Source organism: Pseudomonas sp. PH1b (assembly GCF_000633395.1).
Lineage (GTDB): Bacteria > Pseudomonadota > Gammaproteobacteria > Pseudomonadales > Pseudomonadaceae > Aquipseudomonas.
This window is the reverse complement of the sequence record NZ_AYMU01000011.1, coordinates 39,184-52,930: the sequence shown is the minus strand read 5'-3', so window position 1 is coordinate 52,930 and position 13,747 is coordinate 39,184. Positions and strand designations below refer to the sequence as shown.

The window sequence follows — 13,747 nt, the reverse complement described above, 5'->3', positions numbered from 1 at the left end:
GCGCACTCCGACAATGGTCCAGACACAGTTCCGGTACAGGGTTGCGCCAAGGTCCGGATCTTACCCAGGCTGCTGGTGCCAGGGCGACATCTATGCATCGCCGTGAGAAAAAACCTCCCGCGGAGCGCGCCTTTTATTCCTCATCGGCGCCAGCCGTGCTCGCTAGGATGATTCTCGCGATCTTTAAAACAACAACAAGAAGGAAGACCAGCCATGCTTAAAATCGCTCTCAGTACCCTGGCCCTGGCGCTGCTCTGCCACGCGGCCCAGGCCGACAGCCTGACCGTGGTCTCCGTCGGCGGGCTGAACAAGCAGGCCCAACAGCAGGCGTTCTACACCCCCTTCGAACAACAGCACTCGATAAGCGTCCGAGCCGGCGAGTACAACGGCGAGATCGGCATGATCAAGGCCATGGTCGAGACCGGGAGCGTCGGCTGGGACGTGGTCGAAGTGGACCATGCACAAATCCAGCGCGGCTGCGACGAGGGCTTGTTCGAACGGCTACCGGCCATGCCCGAGCTGGCTCAAAACGACTTTGTCGAGGGCGCCCTGAGCGAATGTGGGGTGGGCATCTTCATCTGGTCCACCGCCCTGGTCTACAACCCCAAGGCCGTGCCCAAGGCTCCGACCGGCTGGGCCGACCTTTGGGACCTGAAGACCTTTCCCGGCAAGCGGGCCCTGCACAAAGGCGCCAAGCTGACCCTGGAGATCGCCCTGATGGCCGACGGCGTACCTCGCCATCAGGTATACAGCGTGCTGCGTGAGGCCGGTGGCGTGGACCGGGCGTTTCGCAAGCTGGACCAGATCAAGCAACAGATCCAGTGGTGGGAATCGGGGGCCCAGCCCCTGCAGTGGCTGGCAGCCGGGGATGTCAGCCTGACCTCGGTCTACACCGCCCGCGCCGTCAGTGCCCAACAGGCCGGCTATGACTTCCCGCTGGTGTGGGACGGCAACCTCTCCGACATGGACAGTTGGGGCATCGTCAAGGGCAGCCCGAATGTGCCGGCGGCGTTGAAGTTCATCGCGTTCGCCAGTTTGCCGGCGCAGCAGAAACCGTTCGCCGAAATCATGCACAACGGCCCGACCCACAAGCAGACGCTGGCACTGATCGCAGCCGAAACCCAGCGCAACTTTCCCACCGCGCCACAGAACAGGGCCGTCGCGTTGAAAGTCGACAGCGAGTTCTGGATCGAACATGGGCATGAGCTGGAGGAACGCTTCACCGCCTGGGCCGCACGCTAGGCCGGCGAGCCAGGCGGCGGTGGTCGACGGTTGAAACCCGAGGCTGCAGCGAGCTTGAACCTGGACCCTCGGTTTGGATGACCGCCAGCGCGCCGACCATTGCTCGGCCAAGGGCACGCGCTGCCGGCAATAGTTTAGTCCTGGACGATCCAAGGATCAGGACTGCCAGGTATTCAGATCATGCCCCCCATGCCATGTTGGCAGGTGGAGCAACAACGCTGGCCCCCGATCCAGCCTGAGCTCTGGTTGTGCGGCTTCGCGACAGTCGCCCCGGTGTTCCGAGCAACGCAGTCGGAACGACCCCGGCGTGCCGGAATGTCTCGAAGACATCCTTGTAGCGTAGGAGATAATAATAATGATCAGCATCCTGAAGTTCAGCGCCCTGGTAACAGGCTTGATAATCACCCCCCTTGGGCTTGCAGCCGACCTCACCATTGTTTCCTTCGGTGGCGCCAACAAGGAAGCTCAAGTGAAGGCCTTCTACCAGCCCTGGCAACGCAGCAACGTCGGCAAAATCATCGCTGGCGAATACAACGGCGAAATGGCCAAGATCAAGGCGATGGTCGACACCGGCAGCGTCTCCTGGGACGTCGTCGAAGTGGAGTCCGCCGAGTTGGCCAGAGGCTGCGACGAGGGGATGTTCGAAACACTGGACCCTGTTCAACTCGGCCTCGACAGCAAGGAGTTCGTGCCCGGTGCACTCCAGCCCTGCGGCGTTGGTTTCCTGGTCTATTCAACAGTCCTGGCCTACAACGCCAACAAGCTGGCGCAAGCGCCCACCGGCTGGAAGGATTTCTGGGACGTGAAGAGATTCCCCGGCAAACGTGGCCTGCGCAAACTGGCCAAGTCGACCCTGGAGTTCGCGCTGATTGCCGATGGTGTCGAAGCTCGTGACCTCTATTCGGTGCTCGCCACCAAGGCAGGCCAGGACCGTGCGTTCGCCAAGCTGGATGAGATCAAGCCCCATGTTCAATGGTGGGAAGCCGGCGCCCAACCGCCGCAATACCTGGCAGCCGGTGACGTGGTGATGACCTCGGTGTACAACGGCCGCCTCTCGGCTGAGCAGCGCAAAAAATACGGCCTGGACATTGTCTGGTCCGGCGGTCTCTACGAATTCGATTCTTGGGCCATCCCGCGCGGAGCCTCACAGCAGGCCAAGGCATACCAATTCATCAGCTTCTCCGTCTCACCGGGGCAGCAGAAGCTGTTCTCCGAGCATATTGATTACGGCGCGGCCAACCTCGCCGCCATGGATCTGCTCGATAAGGCGCGTATAGCCGAACTGCCCACGGCGCCGCAGAACCTCGCGCAACAGGTTCCGGTTGATGCGCTGTTCTGGGCCGACCATGGCGAGCAACTGGAACAGCGCTTCAACGCCTGGGCGGCACGCTGACGTCGCCAGCCCGGGGTCGAACTGACGCCGGGCTGCAGGTGAGCCAAGGCTACCGGTAACGACCGTCATCGCCATGCTGATCGGTTCAGGGCTTGGCCAGCCTTGCGTTCTGCCAGGCGACGCGCGTCTAAAGAGTTCGTAAAGACTGCCTGCCCATTGCTGCCCCGGCTCGGCAAATGCGCTTCAATGGTCCTTCAGACGCACCTGAAAGCCTCCCGCCATTCCCGGAGCAGCCCATGAGCAAGCTTGCCCGTTACCTGCAGGTCGAAGACATCCTCCTGGACGTCAATCTGTCGAGCAAACAGCGCCTGTTCGAACAGGTCGGCCGGCACCTGCAAGAGACCCGGCAACTGCCGGCGGACGGGGTCACCGCCAGCCTGTGGCGCCGGGAACTGGCCGCCAGTACGGCGATCGGCGAAGGCGTGGCCCTGCCCCATGCGCGGCTGGCCGAGCTCGAGCGCATCCACGCGCTGTACCTGCGACCGCAAACCGCCATGGCCTTTGGCGCCCAGGACCAGCAGCCGGTCAGCGATATCCTGGTGCTGCTGGTGCCCGCCCCCGCCGACCAGCAACACCTGGACCTGCTGGCGGACGCCGCCCGGCTGTTCGCCAACCCGCGCTTTCGCCAGGCGCTGCTGCGCTGCAGCGAGGCGATCCAGGTCAAGCAGCTGTTCGATCACTGGTAGCCTGTGCCTGCCACCTGCGCCGGCCCCACTACAGGTTGGCCATCCCACGGCAGCGAGCAGGATAGCCCCAGACCACTGATCACCGCCCAGCACAAGATTTCGTCTATTGGCGGTTAGCTGACTCATCCATTAACGTTCATTGCACCTCGCGCTGCCCAGTGCTCGAGGGGGCGCCTGTCCAACCGTTGCGCCGGTCTGCATATTCCCGTTGAACCCACTCACGGATCGCTCGACCAGAGAGAATATGAACAAACCACAGCTGCCGCCTGTAGCCACTGGCGGCCGGCGCCCTCGTCAGGATGAGGACACCGGTCGAGACCCCGCTGGGCCCCCATCTGTTCTATTGCTCGCCCGCTCGCCCCTGAACCTGATCTGTATCGCAGTCCTCGCCGGTTGTGCGGTGGGGCCGGACTTCGTGCGCCCCGATCTCGCGGACACTGCCGGCTACAGCGCCAGCCCCTTGCCGGCGGTCACCGCGGCGGCGCCGATTGCCAGCGGCGGCGCCGCGCAGCGACTGGTGAGCGGCATGGATATTCCCGGGCAATGGTGGGCACTGTTTCGCTCCCCGGAGCTCGATGCCCTGGTGCAGGAGGCACTGCGGGCCAACCCGGACATCGAGGGCGCCCAGGCCGCATTGCGCCAGGCCAATGAGCTGCTGTATGCCGAACAGGCGTCGCTGTTCCCTGCCCTCAGCGCCTCGGCCTCGAAGACCCGCGAGAAAGTGTCCAGCGCCAGCGCCCTGGGCTCCAGCGGCGCAGCGGCCGGGGGCTCCGCGGCGCAGATCTTCACGGTCAACTCGGCCTCGCTGAGTGTGTCCTACGCCCCTGACGTGTTTGGCGCTACGCGCCGGCAAATCGAGGCCAGCGGCGCCCAGGCCGACTACCAGCGCTATCAGCTGGAAGCGACCTACCTGACCCTGAGCGCCAACCTGGTCAACACGGTCATCAGCCTGGCTTCGGTGCGCGACCAGATCGCCGCCAGCGAAACCGTGATCCGCCTGCAACGCGAGCAACTCGATCTGTTGCAGGCACAACATCAACTGGGCGCCATCGGCAACAGCGACGTGCTGACCCAGCAAGCGACCCTGGCCCAGACCCGCGCCAGCCTGCCGCCCTTGCAGAAACAGCTGGCCCAGACCCGCAACCAGTTGCAGGCCTACCTGGGCCGTTTCCCCAGCCAGGAGCCCGGCGAACACTTTCAGTTGGCGTCCCTGCACCTGCCCGAGGAACTGCCCCTGAGCCTGCCTTCGGCCATCGTCGAGCAGCGGCCCGATGTGCGCTCGGCCGAGGCGCAGTTGCACCAGGCCAGCGCCGATATCGGCGTGGCCCTGGCCAATCAGTTGCCGCAGTTCAGCATCACCGGCTCCCTGGGCTCCACGGCGCTGGCTGGCACCAAGCTGTTTTCCTCCGGCACCGGGGTCTGGAGCCTGGCCGGGTCCATCGCCCAGCCACTGTTCGATGCCGGCGCCCTGGAGCATCGCAAGCGCGCCGCGGTGGCCGCCTATGACCAGGCCGCCGCGCGCTATCGCGGCACGGTGCTCGCCGCCTTCCAGGATGTGGCCAATGCCCTGCGGGCGCTGCAGGCCGACGCCGAAGCCCTGCAACAGCAAGTGGCCGCGGAACAAGCTGCGCGCCAGAGCCTGGACCTGGCCCAGGCCCAGTACCGCCTGGGCGCGGTGGGCTACTTGAACCTGTTGACCGCGCAACAGACCTACCAGAACGCGATTGTCAGCCGGGTGCGGGCCCAGGCCGCCCGCTACAGCGACACCACGGCGCTGTTCCAGGCCCTGGGAGGTGGCTGGTGGCAGCGCCAGGATGTCGACCCGCGCAGCCTCGGCAGCCCTGACCGCTTCGGCTGGCCGTCACTGAAAGAGCTGTACCCGCCAGCAGCGAGTCAACGCGCGCGCCCCCAAGCCGCAGCGCCGCCCCTTCGACCTGCACCCTTGCCCTAAGTGAGATCCGCCATGGCCGACGTCCACTCCAGCCCTTCCACCGTGCCCCCGGCTACGGCCCCCCAGGCGCCGCGCAAGCGCCGGCTGCTGCGGCCGATGCTGATCATGCTCGGCGTGGTGCTGCTGATTGTCGCGGTGATCGGCGGGGTCAAGTTCGCGCAGATCTCCAAGCTCATCGCCCAGGCCAAGGTGCCCCTGCCACCGGCGGTGGTCACCGCCCTCAAGGCCCAGTACGAGGAGTGGCAGCCCAGCGTCTCCGCCGTCGGCTCGATGAAGACCGTGCGCGGGGTGGATGTCACCACCGAAGTCGGCGGCATTGTGCGCAGCATCGGTTTCAAGCCCGGCCAGGAAGTGGCCGCCGGCGACCTGCTGGTGCAATTGAATGCCGATTCCGACATCGCCCAACTGCATTCCCTGGAAGCCACCGCGGCCCTGGCCGGCACGGTGCTCAAGCGCGACCGGGCACAACTGAAAGTGAGCGCGGTGTCCCAGGCCCAGGTCGAGGCCGACGAAGCCGACCTCAAGGCCAAGCTCGCTGCCGCCGAACAGCAACGCGCGCTGGTGGCGAAAAAGAGCATCCGCGCGCCCTTTGCCGGGCGCATCGGCATCACCTCGGTGAACCCCGGGCAGTACCTCAACCCGGGGGACAAGATCGCCAACCTGCAGACCTTCGACCCGATCTACATCGATTTCAACGTGCCCCAGACCCAGCTGCAGCAGGTGGCCCTGGGCCAGAGCGTCACGGTCAGTGCCGACGGCCTGCCCAAGCAGACGTTCACCGGCCGGGTCAGCTCCATCGACACCCAGTTCGACCCCAACACCCGCAACGTCACGGTCGAAGCCACCATCGACAACCCCCAGCGCAGCCTGGTGCCCGGCATGTTCGCCCGGGCCGTGGTGGCCTCCGGCGGCACCCAGCGCTACCTGACCCTGCCCCAGACCGCAGTCACCTATAACCCCTACGGCACCACGGTGTTCATCGCCAGCCAGCAGAACAACGACCAGGGCGACACGCTGCTCACCGCGCAGCAGACCTTTATCGAAACCGGCCCCAAGCGTGGCGACCAGGTGGCGGTGCTGTCGGGGGTCAAGGAAGGCGACCTGGTGATCACCAGTGGCCAGATGAAGCTCAAGAACGGCTCGCCGATCAAGGTCGACAACAGCCACGCCCCCCTGAACGATCCTTCGCCGACGCCGCAAGAGCGCTAGGGCCCGCCATGAACTTCACCGATACCTTCATCAAGCGGCCCGTCTGGGCCGTGGTGGTCTCGCTGTTCATCCTGATCCTCGGCCTGCGCTCGATCTTCGAACTGCCGGTGAACCAGTGGCCGCGCACGGAAAACACCGTGGTCACCATCAGCACCTATTACTACGGTGCCGACGCTGCCACCGTGGCCGGCTTCATCACCCAGCCCCTGGAAGCGGCGATTGCCCAGGCCCAGGGCATCGACTACCTGTCGTCCACCAGCATCACCGGGCTCTCCACCATCACCGCGACCCTGCGCCTGAACTACGACTCGAGCAAGGCGCTGACCGAGATCAACACCCAGGTCAACTCGGTGAAGAACCAGTTGCCGGCCCAGTCCCAGGAACCGGTGCTGACGGTCGCGGTGGGCCAGACCACCGACGCCATGTACCTGGGGTTCTACAGCGACACCCTGGCCACCAACAACATCACCGACTACCTGGTGCGGGTGGTCAAGCCCAAGCTCGATTCCCTGGAAGGGGTGCAGACCGCGGAGATCCTCGGTGGCCGCCAGTTCGCCCTGCGCGCCTGGCTCGACCCGGACAAGCTGGCGGCGCACAACGTCACCGCCCAGGACGTGGCCAGTGCCCTGGGCAACAACAACTACCTGTCCGCCGTGGGCTCCACCAAGGGGCAGATGATCACCGTCGACCTCACCGCCGGCACCGACCTGCACACGGTGGACGAATTCAAGCGCCTGGTGGTCAAGCACAATGGCGATGCCCTGGTGTACCTCGAGGACCTGGGCAACGTCACCCTGGGCGCGGAAAACTACGACAGCAGCGTGGCCTTCTCCGGCAAGCGCTCGGTGTTCATCGGCATCAAGGCCGCGCCCACCGCGAACATCCTCAACGTCGCCGACAACGTGCGCAAAGTGTTCCCCGACCTGCAGTCGCAACTGCCCGCCGGGGTGCGCGGCGAGATCGTCTACGACTCCACGGCCTTCATCAACACCTCGATCTTCGAGGTGGTGAAGACCCTGGTGGAAGCCATGATCATCGTTTCGGTGGTGATCTACCTGTTCCTCGGCTCGTTCCGCGCAGTGATCGTGCCCCTGGTGGCGATCCCGCTGTCGCTGGTGGGCACCTTCTTCGTCATGTACCTGCTGGGGTATTCGATCAACCTCCTGACCTTGCTGGCCCTGGTGCTGGCCATCGGCCTGGTGGTGGACGACGCCATCATCGTGGTGGAAAACGTCGACCGGCACATCAAGGAAGAAGGCCGGGGCGTACTGACGGCGGCATTGCTGGGGGCCCGTGAACTGGGCGGGCCGATCATCGCCATGACCGTGGTGCTGATTGCCGCCTACGTGCCCATCGGCCTGCGCAGCGGCCTGACCGGGGCGCTGTTCAAGGAGTTCTGTTTTTCCCTGGCCGGGGCGGTGACGGTGTCGGCGGTGATCGCCCTGACCCTGTCGCCGATGATGACCTCGCGGCTGTTCAACAGCGGCCAGGAGGAAGGCCGCTTCGCCAAGCGCCTGGACCGCTACTTCGACTGGCTGCGGGGCCGCTACCACCGGGTGCTGGCCGCCGGGCTGGACAGCTGGCCGGTGCTGGTGACCTTCGGCTTCCTGCTGTTCCTGTTGGTGGCCGCCAGCGGCATGACCGCCAAGAGCGAGCTGTCGCCCACCGAGGACCAGGGCCTGGTGTTCATGCAGATCAAGGGCGCGCCCACCGCCTCGCCACAGCAGATGGAATGGATTGCCGACCAGGCGTTCCAGATCGCCAACAAGGAGCCCGAGTACCTGCAGATGTTCCAGCTCACCGGCCTGCCGTCGCTGAACCAGGGCCTGGGCGGGGTGCTGCTCAAGTCCTGGGAGGACCGTGACCGCTCCCAGGCGCAGTTGATTCTCGACCTGCAACAGAAGTGGAACCAGGTGCCCGGCGCCACCATCGCCGCCTTCCCCCTGCCCTCGCTACCCGGCGCCCAGGGCCTGCCTGTGCAGTTCGTGATCAGCACCACCGAGTCGGTGGCCAACCTCAACGAAGTGGCCCAGGCGGTGCTGGCCGAAGCCACCAAGCAGCAGCTGTTCTGGTTTTCCGACCTCGACCTCAAGCTCGACAAACCCCAGGCCAGGCTGGTGGTGGACCGGGAAAAGATCGCCGCCCTGGGCATGACCCAGGCCGACGTCGGCGCGGCGCTGTCGGCGGCCCTGGGGGGCAACTACGTGAACTACTTCTCCACGGCCGGGCGCTCCTACAAGGTGATTCCCCAGGTGCTGCAGGTGGACCGGCTGAACCCCGAGCAGATCCTCGACTACTACATTCGCACCCCATCGGGAACCATGATCCCGGCACGCACCGTGGCCCATATCGAGACCTCCACCGAGCCGGAGTCGGTCAACCACTTCCAGCAGCTCAACTCGGCCACCCTGTCCGGGGTTAGCGGCGTGTCCCAGGGCGAGCTACTGGCCAGGCTCAAGGGCATTCTCGAACAGGTGGCGCCGTCCGGTTACTCCACCGACTATGCCGGCGAGTCGCGGCAGTTCATCCAGGAATCCGGCGGTTTTGTCGGCCTGCTGCTGTTCTCGATCCTGATCGTCTACCTGGCCCTGGCGTTCCAGTTCGAGAGCTACCGCGACCCGGTGGTGATTCTGTTTTCGGTGCCGCCGGCGCTGTTCGGCGCCCTGGCCTTCATCACCATGGGTTTTGCCTCGATCAACGTCTACACCCAGGTCGGGCTGGTGACGCTGCTGGGGTTGATCACCAAGCACGGGATCCTGATCGTGCAGTTCGCCAACGAACTGCAGCGCGCCGGCCACAGCAAGCGCGAAGCCATCGAAGAAGCTGCCGCGGTGCGCCTGCGGCCGATCCTGATGACCACCGCAGCCATGGTCCTGGGGGTGGTGCCGCTGGTGTGGGCCTCCGGCGCCGGCGCGGCGGGCCGCCACGACATGGGGCTGGTGATCTTTGCCGGGCTGTCCATCGGCACCCTGCTGACCCTGTTCATGGTGCCGGCCATGTACCTGTTCATCGGCACCACCCACCACGCCGAGACCGCGCAGCAGCAAGACGGCGCGCAGGCGATCGAGCCATCCAGCAGTCACTGAGCGCGGGGCCAACGACTGCTGGATGAACGCTGAGGCGAGTACCGGCAAGCCTCAGGCAGACACGCCAAGAATGATGTGGGAAGCCTTGATCACCGCCGTGGCGCTAACGCCCGGGGCCAGGCCCAGCTCGGTCACCGCGTCGCGGGTGACGATGGAATACACCCGGCTGCCGCCGCTGAGCTCAAGCACCACTTCGGCATTCACCGCACCGTCGGTAACGCTGATCACCTTGCCCTGCAGGCAGTTGCGCGCGGACAGGCGAATGCCTTGGGCATCGGTCATCAGCATCACCCAGGGCGCCTTGACCAGGGCCAGGGCCTCGGTGCCCGGCGCGATCCCCAAGGTCCGCAGGCTCTGCAGGGTCACCACCGCCACCAGTTGCTCGCCACCGTCCAGGGACAGCACCACCTCGGCGTTGACCGAGCCCTCTTCGACCTGGCTGACCCGACCTTTGAACACGTTGCGTGCACTGACTTTCATGGAGCGTTCCTTTTATTGACTTCAGGGTTAGGATTGCCCGGCATGATCCGGGCGCACGTTGTGTAGAAACAACCATAGCGCCCGCCACCCAAGGCCGGAGTTCTGTCCCTGGCCCCGAGTCAATCCTGCTCTTGCAGGTGCTCGATAAACGTCGTGCCGCTATAGCGCTGGCGAAACAGCCCCGCCTCCACCAGCATCGGTATCACCTGCTCCAGGAAAATGTGCATCGAACGGATCGAGCCCCCCGGTGCGGCGATAAAGCCATCCATGGCGCCGGCCTCGGCCCAATCGAGGATCAGTTCAAAGGCGTCCTCGGCAGTGCCGATCACTTGCCAGTGGGCCGCAGAAATCACTTCCGGACGCAGCAGCAGTTCGTCCAGGCGCAGGGTCTCGCGCTCGATCAGGCGCCGCAGCAGGTTGGTGTGGGTGCGACTGTCGGGGTTGGCGGCCGGGGCCGGCAGGTCCGCGGCGCTCACCAGCCGGTCCAGGGGCCAGTCGCTGAGGTCGAGGCCGATCATCTGCTTGATCGAGGCAAACTTGCGCGCATTGTCCGGGCGCCCGTGGGTCTGCATGAACAGCTCGCGGGCCACCTCCCGGGTCGGCGCCAGGTACAGGCTCAGGCCCGGCAACAGGCGGATGTCCTGGGGCGCGCGGCCGTGACGTTGGGCCCGCCGGGACAGGTCGCGACGCAGCTCCAGGGCAGCGTCCTTGTCCGGGGTCGGGGCGAACACCAGGTCGGCCACCGAGGCGGCGAAGTCGCGCCCGGTGTCCGAGGCGCCGGCCTGGATCAGGGGGATGCGCGCGCCGCCGTAGGCCGGCAGGTTGAGCGGGCCACGGACCTTGAAGTGCGCCCCGTCATGATCCACCGGATGCACCTTGGAACGGTCGGCGTAGCGGCCGTTGTCGCGGTCGAGCAACAGCGCCTCGGCGGGATAGCTGGCCCAGAGGTCATGCACCAGGCGGGTGAACTCCGCCGCCCGGGCATAGCGCTCATCCGCGCTGGGCATGGCCTCCAGGCCGAAGTTCTCATGGCCCTGCAAGGCAGTGACGATGTTCCAGCCGACGCGCCCCTTGCTCACCCAGTTCAGCGATTGCAACTGGCGCGCCACCACGTAGGGCGGGAAGAAGGTGGTGGACACCGTGGACACCAGGCCGATGTGCGAAGTCTCCCGGGCAACGGCGGCCAGCAGCACCGTGGGGTCGAGGCTGGCAAACCCCGAGCCGCTTTCCAGCCCTTCCATGTTCAGGCAGCTGACATCCGGGCGGAACACGAAATCCAGGTGGGCGGCCTCCGAGCGTTTGGCGATGTCCACCGCGAAGTCCGCGCTGTAGATACCTTCGATATTGCTGTCCGGCTGGCGCCAGGCATCGCCGCTGAGCCAGGTGGGGGCCAGGGACATGCCGATATGCAGGCGTTTGCGAGTACTCATCTGTTGCCAATCTCCTGTGCTGCAAGGTCAGCCGGCCAGCCCTTGAAGGGGCGCCGGCCTTGAGTCGTGGTGCAATCAGAAACTGCCCTTGACGCCGATGCCGAGGGTGCGCGGCTGGGTCATGCTGGCCTCGATCCCGCCAATGCCACGGTTCTGTTGCATGTAGGTGGGCGAGCGGTCGTCGAAGACGTTCTTCACGTAGCCGTAGAGCTGCACCTGCTCGCTGAAGCGATAGCTCATGCGCGCATCGGTCAGGGTGTAGGGCTTGACCGAATAGCTGGAAGTGTTCGCCACATCCGAGTAGTAACCGTCCAGGTAGCGCACCTGGGCATTGAGGTTGAGGCGCTCGGTGATGTCCCAGCTGGGGCCGAAGCTCAGGGTGTAGCCCGGCGAGCGGGCGAACTCGTTGTGGGCATAGCCGGCGTTGCTGGAGATCTTGTCGATGCGCGTACGCAGGGTCCCGGCACTGGCCTTCAGGCGCAGGTTGTCCAGCAGGCGATAGTCGAAATCCAGCTCCAGGCCATAGGCGTGGGCCTTCTCGGCGTTGATGGTGTAGGACTGGGCAACCCCCGGGGAGATCACCACCGGAATGTTGTACTGGGCGTCCTTGAAGTCCATGTAGAACAGGTTGGTGTTGATCAGCAGGCGGTCGTCCAGGAGGCTCGCACGGCTGAACAGTTCATAGTTCCAGATCGACTCCTCCTTGAAGTAGGCCCACTGCCGGGTCGACAGGTTGAGCGACACGCCTCCCGGGTTGTAGCCGCGGCTGACCAGGCCACCGACGGTCCACTGCGGTGTTGCCGCATAGGCCAGGGACACCTTGGGCAGCAGGGCCGAGAAGGTCTTGTCGTAGTTCAGCGCCCGCGGTGCCAGCACCGAGTTGCCGGTGCGCTCGACCCGGTCTTCCTGGTAGCGCAGGCCGGTGCTCAGGGTCCAGAGATCACTGAGCCGATAGTTCAGTTCACCAAAGATGCCGAGGTTGGTCTTGGTGTCGTCGAACGCCGAGCGGCCCATCAGGTTCAGGGTCTCGTCAGTGCGGGTGCGGGCGACGTAGACGCCGCCCATGCCGCTCAGCACATCTTGCTGACTGCCGAAGGTCAGGCGCGATTCGTTGGAGCCGTTCTTCTGGTGGATGCGCGCGTCGCCCTCGCCCGCCGCGCCGGTGACCCGCTGCACCGACGACAGCGAGTACTGCGCCTGGTTGAACAGCTTGAGGCCGTTGCCCAGGTCGTAGGAGACATCGAGGATGCTGGTGTTGGTGTCCTGCTCCCAGGACGGCATGGTGGTGGTCCGGTGGTCGAGCTTGTGGTACGGGGCCGAGGCGGCCTCCTGGCTCGGCCGGTTGCTGTCGGTGTGGGAGAAGGTGAACTGGCTTTCCAGGCCCGGGATATCGGTCGGCAGCCACAGCAGCTTGGCCCGGGCGTTGAGGTTGCGAAAATCCTGGTCGGTCCCGCTGCCCTGGAAGCGCGGGTTGTCGTAGTCGATGAAGGTATCGCGGGAGGAATAGTCCACCGCCAGGCGTCCGGCGAAATCCTCGGCCAGGGGCCCGGACACCGCCACCGAGCTGCGCCGCGTCTGATAGCTGCCGATCTCCGCCTGGTAGGCCGCCTCGGGGGTGAAGGTCGGGTTCTTGGTGTTGACGATGATCGCCCCGGCAATCGCGTTGGCGCCCTGGGAGGTGGTCTGCGGGCCACGGAAGACTTCGATGCTGTCCACATCCCAGACCGAGGTCGCGCCGAAGAACATCTCGTTGTAGTTCAGGTAGTGCCCGTCGAGGTTGATGGTGGCCCGGGGCACGGTGCCGCCCCAGAACACGTTCTGCCCGTTGTTCGGCCCCTGGGTGTCCTGGCCGCGGATGATCGGCGCGCCCACCGAGTCGGTGTAGATCACGTTGGGAATGCCGTTGATGACCTCGGACACCGACGCATCGCCGGTCTTGTTCTGGTCGATGTCCTTGTCGCTGATGATGGAAACCGACGAGGCCGTGTTCTTCATCCCGCGCTCGAGCTTCTCGCCGGTCACCACCTGGGCATCCAGGGCCAGGCTGGCCTTTTGCCCGGCCGCGGATTCCTCGGCCATCAGCGGCGGGGCCGCCAACAGGGTGGACAGGGTGAAAACGCCAATACCGTGACTGAATGTGCGATGCGTATGGGCCATCAAGGCCTCCCTCCAAATGAGAATGATCCTCTTTCACGATTAGGCTATCACGCAGCCATCATATTCCTCAATGAGGAATTCATTCTGCAAAATGGAATCGTCTACACTCTTGG

At 65.2% G+C, this 13,747-nt stretch carries 9 protein-coding genes; 6 read left to right on the top strand and 3 right to left on the bottom strand.

Annotation, left to right across the window (positions count from 1 at the left end; translation table 11 throughout):
* The first annotated feature begins 213 nt into the window (after positions 1–213).
* From U873_RS0118990 to U873_RS0118965, 6 genes are all read left to right on the top strand, one after another.
* A complete protein-coding gene (locus U873_RS0118990) occupies positions 214–1,242 on the top strand; it encodes an ABC transporter substrate-binding protein (protein ID WP_025129742.1) in 1,029 nt (342 codons plus the stop codon).
* Between the two features lie 355 nt (positions 1,243–1,597).
* Complete coding sequence (locus tag U873_RS0118985) at positions 1,598–2,635, top strand: ABC transporter substrate-binding protein (protein ID WP_025129741.1); 1,038 nt, start codon at positions 1,598–1,600, stop codon at positions 2,633–2,635.
* Between the two features lie 236 nt (positions 2,636–2,871).
* Positions 2,872–3,321 (top strand): PTS sugar transporter subunit IIA, encoded by a 450-nt coding sequence (locus U873_RS0118980; RefSeq protein WP_025129740.1) that lies wholly within the window; start codon positions 2,872–2,874, stop codon positions 3,319–3,321.
* A 244-nt stretch (positions 3,322–3,565) separates the two neighbouring features.
* Entirely contained in the window at positions 3,566–5,272 is a 1,707-nt protein-coding gene (locus tag U873_RS0118975) for an efflux transporter outer membrane subunit (RefSeq protein WP_081818681.1), read from the top strand.
* 96 nt (positions 5,273–5,368) lie between these two features.
* Entirely contained in the window at positions 5,369–6,481 is a 1,113-nt protein-coding gene (locus U873_RS0118970) for an efflux RND transporter periplasmic adaptor subunit (protein WP_177330298.1), read from the top strand.
* A gap of 8 nt (positions 6,482–6,489) precedes the next feature.
* Complete coding sequence (locus U873_RS0118965) at positions 6,490–9,567, top strand: efflux RND transporter permease subunit (RefSeq protein WP_025129737.1); 3,078 nt, start codon at positions 6,490–6,492, stop codon at positions 9,565–9,567.
* A 51-nt stretch (positions 9,568–9,618) separates the two neighbouring features.
* On the opposite strand, the gene U873_RS0118960 is transcribed toward U873_RS0118965, so the two are convergent.
* The 3 genes from U873_RS0118960 to U873_RS0118950 form a co-directional block, all read right to left on the bottom strand.
* Positions 9,619–10,047: a molybdopterin-binding protein gene (locus tag U873_RS0118960; RefSeq protein WP_025129736.1), complete on the bottom strand. Its 429-nt coding sequence runs from the start codon at positions 10,045–10,047 to the stop codon at positions 9,619–9,621.
* Positions 10,048–10,166: 119 nt separating this feature from the next.
* Entirely contained in the window at positions 10,167–11,477 is a 1,311-nt protein-coding gene (locus tag U873_RS0118955; RefSeq protein ID WP_025129735.1) for an NtaA/DmoA family FMN-dependent monooxygenase, read from the bottom strand.
* 75 nt (positions 11,478–11,552) lie between these two features.
* Positions 11,553–13,637 (bottom strand): TonB-dependent receptor, encoded by a 2,085-nt coding sequence (locus tag U873_RS0118950; RefSeq protein WP_025129734.1) that lies wholly within the window; start codon positions 13,635–13,637, stop codon positions 11,553–11,555.
* Between the last annotated feature and the right edge of the window lie 110 nt (positions 13,638–13,747).